Annotated in this window: 18 protein-coding genes; 8 read left to right on the top strand and 10 right to left on the bottom strand. The window is 71.3% G+C overall.

Annotated elements, in window-relative coordinates; translation table 11 throughout:
- Positions 1-46 precede the first annotated feature (46 nt).
- The 6 genes from AB0E78_RS32000 to AB0E78_RS31975 all read right to left on the bottom strand — a co-directional run bounded on the left by AB0E78_RS32000 (position 47) and on the right by AB0E78_RS31975 (position 6,546).
- Complete coding sequence (locus AB0E78_RS32000) at positions 47-1,357, bottom strand: alpha-glucosidase/alpha-galactosidase (RefSeq protein ID WP_361839919.1); 1,311 nt, start codon at positions 1,355-1,357, stop codon at positions 47-49.
- On the bottom strand, positions 1,354-2,310 hold the full coding sequence (locus AB0E78_RS31995) for a carbohydrate kinase family protein (protein ID WP_361839916.1): 957 nt from the start codon (positions 2,308-2,310) through the stop codon (positions 1,354-1,356). Before AB0E78_RS31995 ends, AB0E78_RS32000 begins: the two co-directional genes overlap by 4 nt.
- Positions 2,311-2,399: 89 nt before the next feature.
- On the bottom strand, positions 2,400-3,290 hold the full coding sequence (locus tag AB0E78_RS31990; RefSeq protein WP_361839914.1) for a carbohydrate ABC transporter permease: 891 nt from the start codon (positions 3,288-3,290) through the stop codon (positions 2,400-2,402).
- Positions 3,290-4,240 (bottom strand): sugar ABC transporter permease, encoded by a 951-nt coding sequence (locus AB0E78_RS31985; protein ID WP_361839911.1) that lies wholly within the window; start codon positions 4,238-4,240, stop codon positions 3,290-3,292. Before AB0E78_RS31985 ends, AB0E78_RS31990 begins: the two co-directional genes overlap by 1 nt.
- A gap of 8 nt (positions 4,241-4,248) precedes the next feature.
- A complete protein-coding gene (locus AB0E78_RS31980; RefSeq protein WP_361839908.1) occupies positions 4,249-5,580 on the bottom strand; it encodes an ABC transporter substrate-binding protein in 1,332 nt (443 codons plus the stop codon).
- A gap of 150 nt (positions 5,581-5,730) precedes the next feature.
- Positions 5,731-6,546 (bottom strand): endo alpha-1,4 polygalactosaminidase, encoded by an 816-nt coding sequence (locus tag AB0E78_RS31975; protein ID WP_361839905.1) that lies wholly within the window; start codon positions 6,544-6,546, stop codon positions 5,731-5,733.
- 268 nt (positions 6,547-6,814) lie between these two features.
- On the opposite strand from AB0E78_RS31975, the gene AB0E78_RS31970 reads away from it, so the two are divergent.
- Positions 6,815-7,573, top strand: coding sequence for a DeoR/GlpR family DNA-binding transcription regulator (locus AB0E78_RS31970; protein ID WP_361839903.1), 759 nt, complete (start codon positions 6,815-6,817; stop codon positions 7,571-7,573).
- 34 nt (positions 7,574-7,607) lie between these two features.
- Here the strand turns inward: AB0E78_RS31970 and hemC are convergent, their stop codons facing one another.
- Positions 7,608-8,543 carry a hydroxymethylbilane synthase gene (hemC, locus tag AB0E78_RS31965; protein ID WP_361839900.1) on the bottom strand — a complete coding sequence of 312 codons (936 nt, stop codon included), beginning with the start codon at positions 8,541-8,543 and terminating at the stop codon, positions 7,608-7,610.
- A gap of 249 nt (positions 8,544-8,792) precedes the next feature.
- On the opposite strand from hemC, the gene AB0E78_RS31960 reads away from it, so the two are divergent.
- Positions 8,793-9,272, top strand: coding sequence for a GNAT family N-acetyltransferase (locus AB0E78_RS31960; protein ID WP_361839898.1), 480 nt, complete (start codon positions 8,793-8,795; stop codon positions 9,270-9,272).
- A 32-nt stretch (positions 9,273-9,304) separates the two neighbouring features.
- On the opposite strand, the gene AB0E78_RS31955 is transcribed toward AB0E78_RS31960, so the two are convergent.
- From AB0E78_RS31955 to AB0E78_RS31945, 3 genes are all read right to left on the bottom strand, one after another.
- On the bottom strand, positions 9,305-10,825 hold the full coding sequence (locus AB0E78_RS31955) for an MFS transporter (RefSeq protein ID WP_361839895.1): 1,521 nt from the start codon (positions 10,823-10,825) through the stop codon (positions 9,305-9,307).
- Between the two features lie 13 nt (positions 10,826-10,838).
- On the bottom strand, positions 10,839-12,365 hold the full coding sequence (locus AB0E78_RS31950) for an MFS transporter (RefSeq protein WP_361839893.1): 1,527 nt from the start codon (positions 12,363-12,365) through the stop codon (positions 10,839-10,841).
- 141 nt (positions 12,366-12,506) lie between these two features.
- Positions 12,507-12,920 (bottom strand): VOC family protein, encoded by a 414-nt coding sequence (locus AB0E78_RS31945; RefSeq protein WP_361839890.1) that lies wholly within the window; start codon positions 12,918-12,920, stop codon positions 12,507-12,509.
- A gap of 308 nt (positions 12,921-13,228) precedes the next feature.
- On the opposite strand from AB0E78_RS31945, the gene AB0E78_RS31940 reads away from it, so the two are divergent.
- From AB0E78_RS31940 to AB0E78_RS31915, 6 genes are all read left to right on the top strand, one after another.
- The gene (locus AB0E78_RS31940) at positions 13,229-14,839 is read left to right on the top strand and encodes an ABC transporter substrate-binding protein (protein WP_361839888.1); all 1,611 of its coding nucleotides are present in this window, start codon (positions 13,229-13,231) and stop codon (positions 14,837-14,839) included.
- Entirely contained in the window at positions 14,836-15,789 is a 954-nt protein-coding gene (locus AB0E78_RS31935; protein WP_361839885.1) for an ABC transporter permease, read from the top strand. Before AB0E78_RS31940 ends, AB0E78_RS31935 begins: the two co-directional genes overlap by 4 nt.
- Positions 15,786-16,670: an ABC transporter permease gene (locus AB0E78_RS31930; RefSeq protein WP_361839883.1), complete on the top strand. Its 885-nt coding sequence runs from the start codon at positions 15,786-15,788 to the stop codon at positions 16,668-16,670. Before AB0E78_RS31935 ends, AB0E78_RS31930 begins: the two co-directional genes overlap by 4 nt.
- A complete protein-coding gene (locus tag AB0E78_RS31925) occupies positions 16,667-17,692 on the top strand; it encodes an ABC transporter ATP-binding protein (protein WP_361839880.1) in 1,026 nt (341 codons plus the stop codon). Before AB0E78_RS31930 ends, AB0E78_RS31925 begins: the two co-directional genes overlap by 4 nt.
- Entirely contained in the window at positions 17,689-18,729 is a 1,041-nt protein-coding gene (locus AB0E78_RS31920; RefSeq protein WP_361839878.1) for an oligopeptide/dipeptide ABC transporter ATP-binding protein, read from the top strand. Before AB0E78_RS31925 ends, AB0E78_RS31920 begins: the two co-directional genes overlap by 4 nt.
- Before the next feature lie 11 nt (positions 18,730-18,740).
- A partial coding sequence (locus AB0E78_RS31915; RefSeq protein WP_361839875.1) for a gamma-glutamyltransferase occupies positions 18,741-20,484 on the top strand: 1,744 nt, incomplete at its 3' end.

Below are 20,484 nucleotides of genomic sequence, written 5' to 3'. Positions count from 1 at the left end.
TCGGGGGAGCCGGATCGGTTGGTCGGAGAACTGGGCAGTAGATCGTTCAGTCGCCCAGCAAGCCCCGCAGGGACGGCTGCAGACGGGCCGAGTGGGCGGCGACCATGTCGTCGCAGAGCCGCCAGATCTGCTCGACGGTCAGGGCCGCGGCGGTGGCCGGATCGGTCATCGCCGCGTGCCGGATGTGGCGGGGCTCGTCCTCGAGGGCGGCGCGGACCACCAGGTCGTTCATGCTGAGGTAGGTGCGGTTGAGTGCCGCCAGCTGCGGGGGCAGGGAGCCCGCGCGGGTGGGCTGGATGCCGGAGGCGTCGACGAGGCAGGGCACCTCGACCACCCCGTGGTCGGGGAGGTTGTCGATCAGGCCGTGGTTGGGGACGTTGCCGTACACCGTGCGCGGGGTGCCGGTCACGATGCTGTGGATGATCTGCGGGGCGTACTCCATGGTGCCCTCGACGGTGAGCGGTTCACCGGTGGCCAGGGCGTCACGGGTGTGGTGGTAGGCGGCCACGTTCTCGTCGACGATGCCGAGGTAGGCGCCGACCGGCAGGCGCAGACGCTCGATCTCGCTGTCGTGGTGCAGGAACCAGGGGACGTACTCGGAGGAGTGCTCGCTGGTCTCGGTGGGGTAGTAGCCGAGCCGCCGGTACATGTCGACGCGGACGCGACGCCTCAACTGTTCGTCCTGGGCGATCAGTTCGTCGAGCCGGGGGTAGAGGTCGCGGCCCTGGTGCTCGAACCGCAGCACCCACGCCTGGTGGTTGACGCCCGCCGCCCGGTAGGTGATCTCCTCGTACGGGACGTCCACGAGTTCGGCCAGGTCCCGCATGGTCCAGTACACCGAGTGGCACAGGCCCACCACCTTGGTCAGGCCGGTCGCCTGGGTGAGGTACTGGATGTTCATGGCCATGGGGTTGGTGTAGTTCAGGAGCCAGGCGTCGGGGCACAGCTCCGCGATGTCCTCGCCGAGTGCCTTCAGGAGCGGGAAGGTGCGCAGCGCACGGAAGATGCCGCCGACGCCGAGGGTGTCGCCGATGGTCTGGCGCAGGCCGTGGCGGGCCGGGATCTCGAAGTCGGTGCGGGTGGCCTCGCCCATGCCGACCTGCACGATGTTGATGACGAAATCCGCGCCCGCCAGGGCCTCGCGCCGGTCGGCGTGGCTGGTGACGGTGGCGTGCGCCCCGAGGTGTCCGGAGATGTACTCGGCCGCGGCCTGTGCCGTGGTCAGGCGCTCGGCGTCGATGTCGTGCAGCGCGATGTGGGCACCCTTCAGCTCGGGGAAGGCGAAGAGATCGGCGAGCAGGCCTTGGGTGAACACGACGCTGCCGGCGCCGATGAAGACGATCTTGGGGTGGGTCATGAGGCGTGCGCTCCGCTCGGGGTGGTGTGGGCGAGGACTTCGTCCCGCGTGGGCTGGGCCGGGGTGCCGCCGTGCGCGCGGGTGGACAGCGACCCGCAGGCGACGGCGAACCGCAGTGCCTCGTACGGGGGCTGTTCATCGAGGAGAGCGGCGATGAAACCGGCGTCGAAGCTGTCTCCGGCGCCGACGGTGTCGACGGGGGCCGCGGGAAGGCCCGGCGCGGTCAGGAGTGTGTGGCCGTTGTGGCACAGGGCGCCATCGGCGCCGTTCTTGACGGCCACCAACGGGACGCGGGCGGCGAGGAGTTCGGCCGCTCGCTGCGGGGTGCCGGACGGCAGTCCGGCCAGGTGCAGGGCCTCCTGGGCGTTGGGCAGCAGGATGTCGGTCTCGCCGAGGACGGCGTCGAGAGCCGCCGGGTCCCATCGCCCCGACGGGTCGTCCTGGGTGTCGAGCGACGTGCTCGCGCCGTGCCAGCGCGCGGTGCGCAGCAGCCGGGGCAGGTCGGCGGCAAGGCGGGGCTGAAGGAAGTACGAGGCGGCGTGGACATGCCGGGTGTCGGCGAGGAGCTGCGCGGGGACGTCGTCGCCGCTGACGGCGGTCAGGGTGCCCGGAGAGGTGAGGATGGCGCGGTCGTCGCCCTGGGTGAGCACGACGGTGAGCGGGGTCGGCAGGGAGGCGTCCACCCGCAGGGCCTGGGTGTCGACGCCGCGGGCGTTGAGCGCGTCGCGCATGTAGCGCCCGGCCTCGTCGTCGCCGACACGGCCCGCGAAGGCGACCTTCAGGCCCAGGCGCGCTGCCCCGCACGCCATGATCGCGGCCGATCCGCCGAGGGTGAGTGACCCCGCGTCGACGAGCTGTTCGCGCTGGCCGAAGGCGAGCGGTCCGGTCAGCGGGCCCACGATCACATCGGGATTGGCGTCCCCGATGACGAGTAGGTCGTACGAGGGTGGCATCGAGTTCCTTCGGGTCGTACTGGAGAAAGGAGGGAGGAGAGGAGGGAGGAGAGGAGGGAGGAGGGGGGAGGAGAGGGAAGCGGGGAAGGTCAGCCCTTCAGGCCGCTGGAGGTGACCGAGCGGATGAAGGCCTTCTGCGCGAAGAGGAACGCGACCAGCACCGGCAGGACGGTGAGCACGTTGCCCGCCATCACCGCCGACCAGCGGGTGTGGTGCTGCCCCTGGAAGGTGGTGAGACCCAGCTGCAGCGTGTACTGGGTGTCGTGATTGATCGCGATCAGCGGCCACGTCAGGTCGTTCCACGTGGTGAGGAAGGTCAGAACGGCCACCGTGGCCAGCGCGGGCCGCGCCAGCGGAAGCACGATCGACCAGAGGACCCGCAGCCTCGAACAGCCGTCGATCCAGGCGGCCTCCTCCAGCTCCCTGGGCAGGGAGAGGAAGAACTGCCGCAGCAGGAACACCGCGAACGGCGTGACGAGGGAGGGCACGATCAGCGCGCCCAGGGTGTCGATGAGGCCCAGCTTCTTCATGACCAGGAAGGTGGGGATCATCGTGAGCTGGAACGGCACCGCCATCGTGGCCAGCATCAGCACGAGCAGCGCCCGTGAGCCGCGAAAGCGCATCCGCGCGAACGCGTAGCCGCCGAGCGCGCCGAAGACGAGATTGGAGGCGACGGCGACGGCGGAGACGATCGCCGAGTTCAGCAGCCAGCGCGGGAACATGGCGTTGCCCAGCACATAGCGGTAGCCGCCCAGGTCGATGCCGGAAGGCCACAGCGCGGGCGGGAAACGGTTGATCTCCGCGTTGGTCATCACCGAGCTGAGCAGCAGCCAGATCAACGGCACGGCGAAGAGCAGCGCCAGCGGTGCGAGCAGCACGTGCCAGCCGCTGAAGGGCAGCCGGAAGCGGCCCCGGCGCAGAGCGGCGGGCTCGGTGGCCCGGCGTGCGGTGGTCCCGGGCGCGGTAGTGGTGGCGGTCATCATGCGGCTGCTTTCGTACGAAGGGTGCGCTCACGGCCGCGGACCACGCGCAGCACGACGGCCACGACGAACAGGGCGAGCGCCAGGACGTAGGCGGCCGCGGCGCCGTACCCGGCGGTGAAGTTCTTGAACGCCTGCTCCCAGATGAAGTAGACGATCACCGTGGTCGAACCGAGGGGGCCGCCCTTGGTGGTCACATAGACCAGGTCGAAGACCTGAAGGGCCTGGATGGTCTGCCACAGCAGCAGAAACACGCTGACCGGGGAGAGCGCGGGCAGCGTCACGTGCCGCAGCAGGTGCCGTCGCCCCGCGCCGTCCAGGCGGGCCGCCTCGATCAGTGACTGGTCGACGTCCTGCAGCGCGGCCAGGTAGATGACGGTGCACAGCCCGGTGCCGCTCCACAGCGTGATGGCGACCAGCACGAACAGCGCCTGCGAGGAGTCGGTGAGGAAGCCCTGCGGTGAGATCCCCAGATGGTGGAGGACGGAGTTGGCCGCCCCGAACTCGGGGTCGAGGATGAACGAGAACAGCACGCCCTGGGCGGTGGCCGAGATGACGAACGGCACGAAGAACAAGGTGCGGTAGAGGCCGACGAAGCGAATACGCCGGTTCAGCGCGAGGGCGAGGGCGAGTCCGATGACGATACTCAAGGGCACGTACAGGACGGTGTAGAGCAGGGTGTTGCGCACGGCCTGGCTGAAGTGCGGGTCCTGGGACAGCGCCCGGTAGTTGTCGAGGCCGACCCAACGGCTGGGCGTGACCAGGTCGTTGGCCTGGAAGGACAGCAGCAGCGACCAGACGACCGGCAGGACGCTCAGGCCGAGGATGACAAGCACCGCGGGGGAGATGAAGGCCCAGGCGGTGACGGTCTCGCTGCGGCGCCGGCGGCGCAGGGCGCGTTGGCCGGAGGCGTCCGGGGACAGGGTCAGGGGGCGGGGAAGTGACGGCATGTCGGTCCTCAACGCGGTATCAGCAGGGCGGCGTTGGCTTCTTCGGCGCACGTGCGCACCGCGTCGGCGGGGCTCTTGCGGCCGAGCAGGACGGAGACGACCGCCTGCCCGAGGGACTGGGAGATGCGGGGGTAGGCGGCGTGCACGGGGCGCACCCGGGCCGAGGTGACCGCGTCGGTGAACACCGGAAGGCCCGGCATGTCGGCGGCGTGCTCGCGCCAGGCGGGGCGGTCCTGACTGCGGCGGCTCAGCGGCAGGCTGCCCGCCTCGACGGCCCACCGGCTGTCCGGCCCCGGCTGGTTGAGCCAGGTGACGAAGGTGCGGGCGGCCTTCTTCCGGGCCGCGCCGTTGTCGAACACCGTCCAGGTGTCGGGTCCCGAGATGGTCACGGGCCGGCGGCTGAAGCTGGGCAGGGGCACCACGTGGTAATCGACCTTGGCCTGGGTGATGTCCGGAAGCTGCCAGGGGCCGGTGGGCACCATGCCCATCCGCCCGGACAGGAAGACCTGGTACATCTGCTCGCTGCCGGGCTTGGGATCGACATAGACGCTCTTGTCGCGCACCAGGTCCCGTACGACCTCCAGCGCGCGTACGCCCTCCTTCGCGAAACCGATGCCGTGCCCGTCGTCGGCGATCACGTCGCCGCCCAGGTCCCACACCATCGGCCACATCCGCCACACGGTGTCCTCGTCGCCGGTGCCGGGCCAGCCGGTGCCGAAGCGCCCCTTGCCGGCATCGGTCAGGCGGCGCGCGGTGTCGGTGAACTCGTCCCAGGTCCAGCCCGGTTCGGGCAGATCGAGTCCGGCCTCGGCGAACAGCTTCTTGTTGCAGACCACGGCGAGGCAGTCCAGGAGCGCGGGCATCGCCCGGACCCGGCCGTTGATGGTGACGGCCTGCCGGGCCGGGGCCCAGAAGTTGCGCCACGGTGTCGGCCCCTCGCGCACGTGGTCGGTCAGGTCGACCACCTCGGGGCTGCGGGCGACGCTGGCCAGGTCGGAGCCGAAGACGTAGGCGATATCGGGGTACGAGCCCGCGGCGAGGGCGGCGGTGATCTTCTGCAGCATGGCGTCGGCGAGCACACCGCCGCCCATGTCGACGCGGATGTCCGGGTGGGCGGCCTGGAAGCGGGCGACCAGCCCCTTGATGACCTTGGCGGCGGTGTCGGTCTGGCCGTGCCACAGCTGGATGGTCACCCGCCCGTCGGGGCCGACCCCGTCGGCGGGCCCCGTGCCGCAGCCCGCCAGTGTGCCCCCGCCCGCCACGATCGCCGCCGCAGTGCCGCCCGCGCGCAGCACGCCGCGTCGCGAGGGACCTCCCGGCGCTCGGGGTCCTGCGGTCATCACTGCCTCCAGGGGAATCGGGTGCGCCCGCGGCGCGGAAGGTCCATGGGACGGAACGTCCATGGCGGGGAGGTGAAGCGGTGGGCCCATATCCGGGCGAACTCCGCGCGGGGATCCCCGCGCGGAGCGGAAGCCCGGATGTGCCGCGGATCAGCAGGTTCGGCGGACGTATCCGTCGCTGCCCGCGGGCGACACTCCGACGTCGCGGCGGACGATGCTCAGCCGGTCGCCGAAGCCCGCGCAGGCCTTGCGCAGACCGTCGTCCGTGTACTCGATGACCAGGACGTCGTCGCCGAACGCGGAGGTGTAGTCGCCGCACTCGTCGTACGCGCCGCACTCCTCGGCGACGGCGAAGTCGAGCCCGGTCCGTTCGCGCTCACCGGCCAGCTGGGGCGTGTTCTTCTGCGCGGCGGCCAGGCCCTGTTCGTGGGCGCGCGCGGAGAGCAGCGAGACGTAGGACATGGCCTGATCGGCCGTAAGGAGGTCAGGGAAGCGGGTGAAGGTGTCGTAGTTGTCCGGCTCGACGGCCTGGAAGCCCTTGTCGGCGCAGCCGTCGATCCAGCCGCCGACCTTGGCGGCGATCCGCTCGCGCTTGCCGGCGGTGCGGATGTCCAGGACGGCCTCGCCCCAGTCGCCGTCGTACACGACCTCGCCGTCGGCGTCCCGCAGCAGCAGGTCGGGGTCCCAGTCTCCCTCGGCCCCCGGCTGGACCTGGAAGGCGTTGAGGTAGCAGATGTTGTACAGGCCGGGTGCGGGGGCGGCCGTCCGGTCCCGGCTGACGGTCTCGACCCCGGCGGGCGGTGTGTACGAGCCGCCGATCTGGTAGTCGAACCCGGCATGAGCCGGTGGCAGCTCGGCGGCGGTCGCGCCGGATGCCGTGGACGGGACGAGCAGGCAGGCGGCCACGGTGGCCGTGAGCGCCGCGGACGCGGCGACACCCCTGCGCAGAACACGATTGAGGCTCATCTCAGAGCTCCAGATGTCTGAGGGCACGTCCCCGCCTCGGACACGGAAGGGTCCTGGCGACTCAGTCCGGGCTCATGGCCAAGGCCAACTACCGGCTAGGCGTACCTCTGCGCCGAGTGCTCGGCATCGGCGTGCCAGGGAGTTAAGCGAGCAGTTTCGGTCATGTCAAGGGATGGGGACTGAGGAGCACTTGGCGCAGTCGCGCAGAAACGCGCAGTATTTCTGCGGGAGTCTGCTCGTAACGCTGTGCGGCGGCTATGCTCGCCCCGTGCTGAGAAGCGACCGCCATGCGCGGATACTTGAGCATGTCGCCGCCCAGGGCAGCGCGGACGTCACGCAGTTGTCCCGGCTGCTCGGGGTCTCGCAGGCCACCGTGCGCCGCGACCTGCGGCAGTTGAGCGACCAGCGGCTGCTCGAGCGCACGCACGGCGGCGCGGTCCTCGGCGGTCTGAGCATCGAGGTGCCGCTCCAGCACCGGATCGATCAGCGCTCCCCGCAGAAGCAGGCCATCGCGCAGGCCGCCGCCGGACTGGTGCCCGCCGGTGCGGTGGTCGGTCTCACCGGCGGCAGCACCACCACGGAGGTGGCCCGGCTGCTCGCCGACCGCGGCCCCGTCACGATCGTCACCAACGCCGTGAACATCGCGGCGGCCCTCGTCCTGCGCCCGACCGTCACGCTGATCGTGGTCGGCGGCACCGCCCGCAGCGAGAGCTACGAACTGGTGGGCCCCATCGCGGAGAAGACCCTCGCCGACCACCACACGGACATCGCGTTCCTCGGCGTGGACGGCATCAGCGCCGTCCACGGGTGCACCACGTACGATCAGCTGGAGGCGGCCACCGACCGTGCCTTCGCGGGCCACAGCAGCCGCACCGTCGTGGTCGCCGACCACACGAAGATCGGCAGGGCGACGTTCGCCAGGATCTGCCCGACGGCAGGCGTGCACACCCTCGTCACCGACGCCGGGGCACCCAGGGGTGAACTCGACGCCATCGCCGCCGACGGCGTGCGGGTCACGGTCGTCTGATCACGGCCGTCTCATCACGGCCGGCTGAGCGGGGTCAGTGCGCGATGGAGTCGATCAGTTCACGCGCGCCCTGGCGAAGGAGCGTGACCGCCACGGACGTGCCGAGCGTCGCCGGGTCGAGCGGCCCGGCCCACTCGTGGGCGTTGAGGACCGTCTTGCCGTCCGGGGTGAACACGCGGGCGCGCAGCGAGAGGTCGCCGCCCCGCTCGCATCGTGCGTACCCGGCGATGGGGGAGTTGCAGTGCCCCTGCAGGACATGCAGGAACATGCGCTCGGCGGTCGCCTCCCGCCAGGCCTCGGGGTCACCGAGGCCCGACACGGCGTCGATGGTCTCCGTGTCTTCCTCGCGGCACTGCAGGGCCAGGATCCCCGCGCCGATCGGCGGGCACATCGCCTCCACCGAAAGGACCTCGGTGACCACGTCCATCCGGTCGATGCGTTCGAGCCCCGACACCGCGAGCAGCAGCGCGTCCGCGTCGCCCGCGGCCAGCTTCTCCATCCGGCGCCCGGCGTTGCCGCGCATCGGCACGCACTCCAACTCCGGGTGTGATGCGGCCAGTTGAGCGATGCGGCGCACCGAGGACGTGCCGATGCGGGTGCCCGTGGGCAGCTCGTCCAGTGTGCGCCCGCCGGGGTGGATGAGCGCGTCGCGGATGTCGTCCCGCTTGAGGAACGCGGCGAAGGTGGTGCCCGCCGGGAGCGGCCGGTCCGCCGGCACGTCCTTGACGCAGTGCACCGCGAGGTCCGCCTCACCGGCGAGCAGTGCCGCGTCGACCTCCTTGGTGAAGGCACCCTTGCCGCCGAGCTTCGCGAGGTCCCCCATCCACTTGTCACCCGAGGTCGTGACCGGTACGACCTCGGTGCGGATCCCGGGGTGCAGCGCGGCGAGTTCGGCGCGGACTCGCTCCACCTGGGCCAGCGCCATGGGGGAGGAACGGGAGACGATGCGGATCAGCTCAGGAGCGGACATGCGCACCACGATAGGCGGTCGCAACAGTGGTCTGCTAAAGGGCTCCTCGGGTTCGGCGAGGGGCCTGGTGGCGGCCGGTCCTCGCGCACCTTCTGACGCGCGCCCCTGCCGCGTCCCGGCGTGGGTCCTGACGTTCGTCCCGGCGTGGGCCCTGGCGTGCGCGACGCCCCGGGCCCTCATAGCGTGAGAAGCAGCCGGTCACCGTCCCGCACCCGCGCAGGTCCCGGCGTCCGCTACCCGGGAGGTCCCATGTCAGCCGCCGCCGCCCACCAGCGGTCCCCGATCGCCCTCGAACGGATGACCGCCACCCATCTGGCCGACGTCCTCGCCCTGGGGCGTGAGCTGTACGACACCTCGGTGAAGCCGTACACGTCGTGGTCGCTCTCGGCGATCGCCCGGCACCTGGACGCCGATGCCTCCTCGTGCTGGGTGGCGCTCGACGGTGACGCCCTCGCCGGTTTCGTCCTCGGCTCGATGGGGTTCGACCAGCGTACGGACTGGGGGAACCTGGAGTGGATCGCCAGCGCCCCCGCCTACCAGGGGCAGGGCGTCGCCAGCCATCTGGTGCAGGCCTGCTGCGCGGCGCTGACCGCCGCCGGTGCCACCGCCGTGGTGACCGATGTCGAGTCGCGCAACACCGCATCCGCCGCGCTGATGCGGCGCAACGGCTTCAAGGAGAGCGTGTCGGTCACCCTGTTCGTACGCGACGCACCCGACGCGCTGGCCTGAGGGCCGCAGCCACCCTCACCCTGCCCTCATCCTTATCCCGCGCAGTCCTTGCCCGGCTCCAACGGCGGTGCGCTGACGCCCAGATGGGACTTGCAGCGGGGCGTGTTCCCCGCGTCCTCGTGCCAGGAGGCGGGCCGCGGGCGGATGAAGACCGCCGCCGCTACCGCCGCCAGGACGAACAGGCCCGCGCAGCCCACGGCCGCCTTCCCGAACGCCGTGTTCAGCGCGTCCGGATCCGCGTAGGCCGTACCGGACAGGCCCACGGCAAGGGGGAGAGCGGCGACGACGAGCATCTGGGCCACCCGCGCCGCGGTGTTGTTGACGCCGCTCGCAAGACCCGCGCGCCCCGCGTCCACCGAGGCCAGGACCGTCGCCGTCAGCGGGGCCACGAACAGGCTCATCCCCAGGCCGAGCACCACCACCGCGGGCAGCACCTCCGTGGCGTACGCTGCGCCGGGCTCGATCCGCAGCATCAGGAGCGCCCCGGCGGCCGCGATCAACGGGCCCACGACCAGCGGCACCGTAGGGCCGATCCGCCGCGACAGTTCGCCCGCCGACGCCGAGAGCAGCAGCATCATGACCGTGATCGGCAGCGTCGCCGTGCCCGCCTGCAGCGCGTCGTAGCCCAGCGTCGTCTGCAACTGCACCGGCAGCATGAACAAGAGTCCGCCGATGGCCGCGTACAGGCACAGCGTCATGACGTTGGCCGCGCTGAACAGGCGGGAGCGGAAGAGGGAGAGCGGCAGCATCGGGTTACGGCGGCGGCGCTCCACCATGACGAAGGCGACACCCGCCGCGAGCCCGCCGAGGCCCGGCAGGACCGCGGCCGCCTTCGACGCGTCCCCCGCGGCGCCGATCAGCGCGAAGCTGAGGCCCGCGAGGAACAGCGCCGCCAGGCACGCCCCCGTCACATCGAACGGCTTGTCCGCGGCACCTTCGGCCCGGCTCTCCGGCACATGACGGACCGCGAAGAGCACGAGCGCCGCCAGCGGCACATTGATCAGGAAGATCCACCGCCAGCCGGGCCCGTCGATCAGCCAGCCGCCCAGGAACGGGCCCACCGCGCCCGCGACCCCGCCGAGTCCCGACCAGGCGCCCACCGCACGTGCCTGGTCCTGTGGCCGGAACGACGTGCGCACCAGGGCGAGTGAGCCCGGCGTCAGGAGCGCGCCGCCGATGCCCTGCAACGCCCGCGCCGCGATGAGCATCCCCGCGTCCTGCGCGAGCCCGCAGAGGGCCGAGGCGACGGCGAACCACACGACGCCGATGACCAGGGTGCGCCGCCGTCCGATGCGGTCGCCGAGCGCCCCGCCGAGCAGCAGCAGCGAGGAGAGCGTGAGCATGTAGGCGTTGACGACCCACTGCAGGGACGCGATCGACGTGTCCAGCTCGCGGCCGAGGGTGGGCAGGGCGACGTTCACCACCGTGCCGTCCAGCATCGCCATGCCGGACGCGAGGACGGCGCAGGCGAGCACCCACCGGCCCCGTGCCGATGCCAGCGCGACACCGCCGTCCGCGTCCTTCGTCGGTGAAGCCTCGGATGCCGTTGCCATCGCCCCTCCCGTCCTACATGTGTACCGCGCCGCCGTCCGCCTCGGAGTGGACCGGGGCTCCCCTGCGGTACAGCACGACCGTAACGATCAGCCCGACCGCGAAGAAGACGGCCGACCACGTATAGGCGGTCGAATAACTCTCCATCGCGGACTGGGCCTTCACCTGTGGCGTCGGCTGCTTGCCCACGAGGTAGCTGGCCGCGGCGCTCGTCGCGAGGGAGTTGAGCAGGGCCGTGCCGATCGAACCGCCCACCTGCTGGCTGGTGTTGACCATCGCCGACGCCACGCCCGCGTCATGCGCGGCGACGCCCGCGGTCGCCATGCTCATCGCCGGCGCGAAGACCAGACCGAGGCCGAGACCGGCGACGAGCAGCGGCGGCAGCACGTGCGCCGCGTAACCGCTGTGCACGTCGAGGGCGGTGAGCCAGGCCATCGCGGCCGCCGCGAGACCCATGCCGAGCGGCACGATGGGCTTCGCGCCGAACCGCGGCACGAGCACGTTGGTCGTGACGACGGAGATCACCACCATCACGGCGACCATCGGCAGGAACGCGAGCCCGGTCTTGACCGGCGTGTAGCCGAGGATTTGCTGGAGGTAGTACGTCAGGAACAGGAAGACACCGAACATGCCCGCGCCGGAGATGAACATCGCGAGGAACGACGCCCCGCGGTCCCGGTCGAGCACGACCCGCAGCGGGAGCAGTGGATGCGCGGCCCGCGTCTGCCACCAGGCGAAGGCCGCCACCAGGACGGCGCCGACCACCAGGAACCCCCAGGTCTGGACGTCGCCCCAGGCGTGCGTCTCGGCGTTCGAGAAGCCGTAGACGATGCAGAACAGGCCCGCGGAGACCAGCAGGGTGCCGGGGACGTCCAGTTTCGGCCGGTCCACGGGCCTGCCGCCGTGCAGCAGCCGGGCGCCGCCCAGCATGGCGAACACCGCGAAGATCAGGTTCACGTACAGGCACCAGCGCCAGTCCAGGTACTCGGTCAGGATGCCGCCCAGGAGCAGTCCGACCGCGCCGCCCGCGCCCGCGATGGCGCCGTAGATGCCGAACGCCTTCGCGCGTTCCTTGGGGTCGGTGAACGTCGTCGTGAGCAGGGACAGCGCGGCGGGCGCGAGGAGCGCTCCGAACAGGCCCTGCAGGGCGCGCGCGACCACCAGCATGGTGAAGCTGGTCGCCGCGCCGCCGAGGGCCGAGGCGAGCGCGAAGCCTGCGAGTCCGGCGAGGAAGACCAGCTTGCGGCCCACCAGGTCGGCGATGCGCCCACCGAGGAGCAGCAGGCTGCCGAAGGCGAGCGCGTACGCGGTGACGATCCACTGGCGGTTGCCGTCGCTGAACCCGAGGTCCTGCTGGGCGGACGGCAGCGCGATGTTCACGATGGTCGCGTCGAGGACCACCATGAGCTGGGCGATGCCGACGACGCCGAGGATCAGCCAGCGGTGTTCATGGCTTCCGCCGCTCGGATGCGGGGGAGCGGAGGCGGACGATCCTGCGGTCTGCACCGCCTCGAAGGGCTCGGGCGCGGGCGAGCGGTCCATCGGTGCCTCCAGACGTCCCCCACCACACAAGACATCCCCGTCACACCGTAGACGCGCTGCTCAGAGCCCGCGACCGGGGCGCGCCGGGGTCTGCCGGCGCCTGCTGGGCCCGGCAGACCCCGCCGCGTCGTGGGCGGCCGGTCAGCTCTGCGGCTGGCTGATGTTGACCATCCAGGGGATGCCGAAGCGGTCCGTGCACATGCCGAACACGTCGCCCCACATCTGCTTCTCCAACGGCACGGCCACCGAGCCGCCGGCGGACAGCTTCTCCCAGTAGCCGCGCAGCTCGGCGTCGTCGTCCCCGCTGAGGCTCACCGAGAAGTTGTTGCCCGGGGTGTGGTCCATGCCCGGCGGGGTGTCGGCGCCCATCAGGGTGAAGCCGTTCGGTGCCTCCAGCATGCCGTGCATGATGTTGTCGGCGGACGGGGTGCCCTGCTGGCCGGCTTCGCCGAAGGTGTTGAGCGCGAGATCGCCGCCGAAGACCTCCTTGTAGAACTCGAGGGCCTGTCGGGCGTCGCCGCCGAAGCTGAGATACGGGTTGAGGCGCGAGACCATGAAAACCTCCCGGAACGGGGTGGAACGGTCAGATGCGCGGAGACTAGCGCGGCGCACTGACAACGGCCCGGCGAGGCGATCCGCTTCCGGCCCGCGGCACGTCGTCCCCTGATGGACGGAAAGCCCGCCGAATGTCCGCACAAGGGCGCCCCCCAGCTGTTTGTCGCACCCGGTTATTCAATCTTCATCAAATCCGGTCCGGCATCCGGACGGGCCTCTTGTGTGCGGACTGTATGCGAAATACGTTCTGCCGTATTCCTTGATCGTCCACGATCAGCCCGGAACCACCCTGGCGGAGGTACCTACCCGTGCGCCGAAAAGCGGTTGCCCTCGCGGCAGTTGCCCTGGTGATGTCCCTGACGGCGGGCTGCGGCTCCTTGCAGTCCTCGGCCACCGAGGTCGGCGGTGAGCGCATGACCGACGACCGTCCCGTGCGGGACGGCGGCACCCTGACCGTCGCCCTCAACGCCGACCCGGACAAGCTCGATCCGACCCTCGCGCAGACCCTCGTGGGCCGCACCGTCTTCGCCGGGATGTGCGAGAAGCTCTACGACATCGACGAGCACGGGACCGTGATCCCGCAGCTGGCCAGGGCCCTGCCCAAGACGTCGAAGGACGGCCGCACCGTCACCTTCGGCCTGCGCAAGGGCTTGAAGTTCAGCGACGGCACCAGCCTTGACGCGGACGCCGCCGTCACCTCGCTGCTGCGCCACCGGGGCCTCGCGGGCTCGGCACGCGCCACCGAACTCGCCCCGCTCGCCGGGGCGAAGGCGACCGGACCGTACACGGTGGAGCTCACGCTCAAGCAGGCCTACGTGCCCCTCACGGCCGTCCTCGCGGACCGCTCCGGCATGGTGATGTCACCCGCCGCCCTCAAGAAGTACGGCAAGAACTTCACCAACCACCCTTCCTGCGTGGGCCCGTTCAAGTACGTGGAACGTGTCGGCGGCGACCGCATCGTGCTCACCAAGGACCCGAACTACTACGCGGCTGATCAGGTCCATCTCGACAAGGTGATCTACAAGCCGATACCCGACGGGAACGTCCGCCTTGCCAACCTGCGGTCCGGGGACATCCAGGTCGGCGACCAGATGACCCCCGTCGACGTGCGCAGCGCGCTCACCGAGCCCGGTCTGCAGCTCTTCAACTCGCCCTCGCTCGGCTATCAGGGCATCGGCTTCAACGTCGGGAACGTCAAGGGCCTCGGGGCGAAGCCGGGCCGCGTCGACACTGCCCTCGCACGTGAACCGCGCGTCCGGGAGGCCTTCGAGCTCGCCATCGACCGCGACCTCATCAACAAGGTCGTCTTCCAGGGCATGTACGAGCCCGCCTGCGGCCCCGTCTCCCCCGAGTCGGCCATCGCCCCGGGCGTCAAGGCGTCCCAGTGCCCCAAGCGCGACATGGCCAGAGCCAAGAAGCTCCTGCGAGAGGCCGGGGTGAAAACGCCGGTGCGCATCGAGCTGAAGGTGTCCACGACCCCCGAATCCAGCCGCCTCGGGCAGGTCGTGCAGGCCATGACCAAGGAAGCGGGGTTCGCGGTCACGCTGCGCCCCACCGAGTACGCCACGATGCTCGAAGAGACCGACTCCGGGCACTACGACGCCTTCACCAGCGGCTGGTCGGGGCGGCTCGACCCGGACGGCAACATCGCCAGCTTCCTCCAGACGCGCGGCGCGATGAACGCCTACGGTCTCTCGGACCCGGCCATCGACCGGCTCGTCGAGCGCGGCCGTGCCGAGGCCGACCCGGACGGACGCGCCAAGATCTACGGCGAGTTGACCCGCCGTGCCCAGGAACGGCGCGGGCTCATCTACCTCTACCGCCAGAAGAACTACATCGTCACCGGCAAGGACGTCGCGGGCGTCCGCGTCTACGGAGACGGCCTGGTCCGCGTCACGACTGCGGGGTACGTCCGATGACGTCCTATCTGCTCACCCGCGTCCGCCAGTCCCTCGTCACGCTCGTCCTCGTCAGCATGGTCGTCTTCGCGGGCATCCGGGCGCTGCCCGGCGACCCGGCGCTCGCCCTCGCCGGTGAGGAGCGCAGCCCCGAGGCGCTCGCCGCCATCCGCGAGAGCTACGGCCTGAACGACAACATCGTCGTCCAGTACGGGCGGTTCATCGGGCACGCGATCACCGGAGACCTCGGAACCTCCTCCCGCACCGGCCTGCCCGTCTCCGACGCGATCACCGCCGCGCTGCCCATCACCCTCGAACTGGCCGCCCTCTCCCTGCTGTTGGCGGTCGTCGTCGGCATCGGCGCGGGCATCATCGCCGCCGTGCGGCGCGGAAAGCCCGAGGAGTGGCTCGCCAACGCCCTCGCCCTGCTGGGCCTCTCCGTCCCCACCTTCTGGCTCGGCATGGTCCTGGTCCTCGGCTTCGCCATCGCCGTGCCGGTCTTCTCCGCCTCCGGATACGTGCCCTTCGGCACCGACCCGCTCGACAACCTGCGCCGCATGGTGCTGCCCGCGATCGTCCTCGGCTCCGGGCTCGCGGCCGTCGTGATGCGCCAGACGCGGGCGGCGATGCTCGACTCGCTCTCCGCCGACTACGTACGTACCGCGCGCGCCAAGGGCCTCTCCCGGCGGGAGATCATCGGCGGGCACGCGTTGCGCAACTCCCTGGTCACCGTCGTGACCGTGCTCGGTCTCCAGCTCGGCCATCTCATCTCGGGCGCCGTCGTCACCGAGCAGATCTTCGTCCTGCCGGGCTTCGGCAAGCTCACCATCGACGCCGTCTTCACCCGCGACTACGCGACCCTGCAAGGCGTGGTGCTGTGCACCTCCGCCGCGTACATCCTCATCAACCTGCTGGTCGACGTGGCGTATTCGGTCATCGACCCGCGCATCCGGCTCGGAGGTGCCCGGTGACGACAGCGGTGCTCACCACACTGGGGCGGATACGTTCCGCCGGCACGGGCAGCGGCAAGCTGCGCGCCCTGCGCAAGAACCGGCTCGCCATGACCGGCGGCATCATCGCCGCCGTGTTCGTCCTCGCCGCGCTCTTCGCGCCGCTGGTCGCGCCGTACGACCCCGCGCGCCTCGACTTCGCCAACGCCCTTGCGGCGCCCGGCTGGTCGCACTGGCTCGGCACGGACGACCTGGGCCGCGACCAGCTCTCGCGGGTCGTGTACGGGGCGCGGGCGTCCATGCAGGTGGGTATGGTGGCGGTGGTGCTCGCGTTCGTCGTCGGCGTACCGCTCGGCCTGCTCGCGGGCTACTACGGCAAGTTCACCGACAGCGTGGTCTCGCGGCTCACCGACACGATGCTGGCCTTCCCCTTCCTGGTGCTCGCCGTCGGGCTCGCCGCGGTGCTCGGCCCCTCGCTCACCAACGCGACGATCGCGATCGGGATCTCGCAGATCCCGGCCGTCATCCGCATCACCCGCGCCGAGACACTGCGGCTGCGGCACGTCGACTACGTGGCCGCCGCCGTCGCCAACGGAGGCGGCGACGCCACCGTCCTCTTCCGGCACATCCTGCCCAACGCCACCTCCGCACTGACCGTCCAGGCGACCGTCGGCATTCCCGCCGCGATCATCGGCGAGGCACTGCTCAGCTTCCTCGGCCTCGGGGTGCAGCCACCGGAGGCGTCCCTCGGCGTGATGCTCTCCGGCGCCCAGTCCTTCCTCGCGCCCGCGCCGTGGATGGCGGTCTTCCCCGGACTCGCGGTCGTCGCGGCCACCCTGGCGTTCAACCTGCTCGGCGACGGCCTGCGGGACGTCCTCGACCCCCGAGGAGCCACCCGATGACCAACCCCGTACTGAGCGTGCGCGACCTGTCGGTCTCCTTCCGCTCGGGCACCCGCACGGTGCACGCCGTCGACCATCTCTCGTACGACGTCTCACCGGGCGAAGTGCTGGCGGTGGTAGGCGAGTCGGGCTGCGGCAAGTCCGTCACGGCGATGGCCGTGATGGGACTCCTGCCGCCCACCGCGCACATCGAAGGGTCGATCAGGCTCGGCGGGCGCGAGATCGCCGGAGCGAGCGAGAAGGAGCTCGGGCGGGTCCGCGGAAAGGACATCGCGATGATCTTCCAGGAGCCGATGACCTCCCTCAACCCCGTTCTGACCATCGGCCGGCAGATAGGCGAGGTGCTCCGGCGCCACCAGGGCCTGTCGAAGAAGGAGGCACGCGCGCGTGCCGTCGAACTCCTCGACCTGGTAGGCATCCCCGCCCCCGCCCAGCGCGTCGACGAGTACCCCCACCAGCTCAGCGGCGGCATGCGCCAGCGAGTCATGATCGCCATCGCGGTCGCCTGCGACCCGTCCGTCCTCATCGCCGACGAGCCGACCACCGCGCTCGACGTCACCGTCCAGGCGGGCATCCTCGAAGTCCTGCAGTCCCTGCGGGAACGGCTCGGCACCGCGATCGTCCTGATCACCCACGACCTGGGCGTGGTGGCCGACGCCGCCGACCGCGTCCTGGTCATGTACGCGGGCCGCCCCGTCGAACAGGCCCCGGTGCACGAGCTGTTCGCCGAGCCCCGCCACCCGTACACCCGCGGCCTGCTGGGTGCGGTCCTCCGCCCCGGCGGCGAGGGCAAGCGGCGGCTGTCCGAGATCCCCGGGCTGGTGCCGAGCCTCGACGCGCAGCCCGACGCCTGCACGTTCGCCCCACGCTGCGCGCACGCCGACGACCGGTGCACGACGGGCAGACCCGGCTTCAAGGCGGTCTCCCGCGACGCCGGGGCCGATGCCGCCCACCGGGCGGCCTGCTGGCACCCGCAGGACGCCGCCGTGCTCACGCCCACCACCCAGGAGGCCGGACAGTGATCCCCACACCCGTTCTTGAACTGGTCGACCTGGAGCGGCACTTCGCGAGCCCCGGCGGCATCGTACGAGCCGCCGACGGCGTCACCCTCACCGTCGGCAAAGGTGAAGTCGTGGGCCTCGTGGGGGAGTCGGGGAGCGGCAAGTCCACGGTGGGGCGGTGTGCCGTGCGGCTCGACGAACCCACCGGTGGCACCGTCCGCATCAACGGCACCGATGTGACCCGCCTTTCGCGGCGTGCCCTGCGCCCGCTGCGCAAGGACTTCCACCTCGTCTTCCAGGACCCCTCGTCCTCGCTCGACCCGCGCATGACCGTCGGACAGATCATCGCCGAACCCCTGCGCCTGCACGGCATCGCCAAGGGCGACGCGGCACGCGCGCGCATCGCCGAACTCCTCGGCCAGGTCGGCCTGCGCCCCGAGCACGCCGACCGGCATCCGCACGAACTCTCCGGCGGACAGCGCCAGCGCATCTCCATCGCCCGCGCGCTCTCCGTCGACCCGGACCTCCTGGTGGCCGACGAACCCACATCGGCACTCGACGTCTCCGTCCAGGCCTCGGTCCTCAACCTCCTCGCCGACCTCCAGCGCGACCGCGGCTTCGGGTGCCTGTTCATCACGCACGACCTGGCCGCAGTGGAGTTCCTCGCCGACCGCATCGCGGTCATGTATCTCGGCCAGATCGTCGAACAGGCGCCGACCGCCGAGCTGTTCGCCGACCCCAAGCACCCCTACACCCAGGCGCTGCTCTCCGCCGCGCCCGTGCCCGACCCGGTGCTCCAGCGCACCCGCGAGCGCATCGTCCTCAGTGGCGAACTGCCGAGCCCGCTCGCCCCGCCGACCGGATGCCGCTTCCACACGCGCTGCCCGCTGGCCGTCGACCGCTGCCGCACCGAGGTGCCCGCGCTGCGCGTACTTCCCGGAAGCGGAGACGGCCGACACGAGGTCTCCTGCCACCTGGTCGCCGACGACGGCACGGCTCCGGACGCTGCCGCCGCCCCGACCCTCCGTACGATCCCCCGTACCCGCACCGCACGCTAGGAGCAGCTCTCTTGTTCACCACTAGGCCGACTCTCCAGGGCACCTTCGGCATGGTGTCCTCCACCCACTGGCTCGCCTCGCAGTCCGCGATGGCGGTCCTGGAGGACGGCGGCAACGCCTACGACGCGGCGGTCGCCGCCGGTTTCGTCCTGCACGTCGTCGAGCCGCACCTCAACGGCCCGGCGGGTGAGGTGCCGATCATCGTGGCCCCCGCCGACGGAGAGGTACGGGTCCTGTGCGGGCAGGGCGTCGCACCCGCCGGAGCGACCGTCGCGCACTACCGCTCGCTCGGCCTCGACCTGGTGCCGGGCACCGGGCCGCTCGCGGCCGCCGTGCCGGGCGCCTTCGACGCGTGGATGGTGCTCCTGCGCGACCACGGGACCAAGTCCCTCGCCGATGTCCTCACGTACGCCATCGGGTACGCCGAGGACGGCCACGCACCCGTGGAGCGCGTCGGCGAGACCGTCGAGACGGTGCGCGAACTCTTCGAGACCGAATGGCCCTCGTCGGCCGAGGTCTACCTGCCGGGCGGCCAGTCCCCGCGTCCCGGTGAACTCCTGCGCAACCCGGCGCTCGCCGCGACCTGGCGCCGCGTGATCGAGGAGGCGGGCACCGGCTCGCGCACCGAGCAGATCGAGGCCGCGCGGAAGCTCTGGAGCGAGGGGTTCATCGCCGAGGCGCTGATACGCCAGGCTGCCGTCCCCACGATGGACACCAGCGGAACCCGGCACACCGGAACGCTGACGGCCGCCGACCTCTCCGGATGGGAGGCGACCTACGAGGCCCCGACGACGTACGACTGGAACGGCTGGACGCTGTGCAAGGCGGGCGGCTGGAGTCAGGGCCCGGCCTTCCTCCAACAGCTGGCCGTGCTCCCCTCGGCGCTCGCGGACCTGCCCGCGTACGGCTCGGCCGACTACGTCCACCTGCTGATCGAGGGCTGCAAGCTGGCCATGGCCGACCGCGAGGCCTGGTACGGCGACGCGGACGGCGCCGACACGCTCCCTGTCGCCGACCTGCTGTCCGCTGCGTACAACGACGAGCGGCGGACGCTCATCAGCGACAAGGCGTCGCACGACCTGCGCCCCGGAAGCCCCGGCGGGCGCACCCCGAAGATCTCCGCGCACGCGAGCGCCGTCGCCGCGGGTGAGCCGGGCTTCGACGCGCTCGGGCTGCCCGGAGCGGGCGCCGGAGAGCCGACCGTCGCCAAGAGCGGCACCTCACCGGTGCCCGGCGAACCGGCCGTCTCGGCGGACGGCGCGACCCGCGGCGACACCTGCCACCTCGACATCGTCGACCGCTGGGGCAACATGGTCGCGGCCACGCCCAGCGGCGGCTGGCTGCAGTCCAACCCGGTCGTCCCCGAGCTGGGCTTCCCGCTCGGCACCCGGCTCCAGATGGCCTGGCTGGAGGACGGCCTGCCCAACTCCCTCACGCCGGGCCGCCGTCCGCGCACGACGCTGACACCGTCCCTCGCCCTCAGGGACGGCGTACCGGTGATGGCGTTCGGGACGCCCGGCGGGGACCAGCAGGACCAGTGGCAGGTGCACTTCTTCCTGGCGGTGGCGCTGCGCGACTCCGTCCGCGGAGGCCTCGACCTCCAGGGCGCCATCGACGCCCCCAACTGGCACAACGACAGCTTCCCCGGCTCCTTCTACCCGCGCGGCATGCGCCCGGGGAGCGTCACGGTCGAGTCCCGCATGGACGAGGCGGTCATCGAGGAGCTGCGGCGGCGCGGGCACGACGTGACGGTCG

The organism is Streptomyces sp. NPDC032198, from assembly GCF_040636975.1.
Lineage (GTDB): Bacteria > Actinomycetota > Actinomycetes > Streptomycetales > Streptomycetaceae > Streptomyces.
The sequence above is the reverse complement of the archived record's forward strand: the minus strand, read 5'-3'. Positions and strand labels throughout refer to the sequence as shown.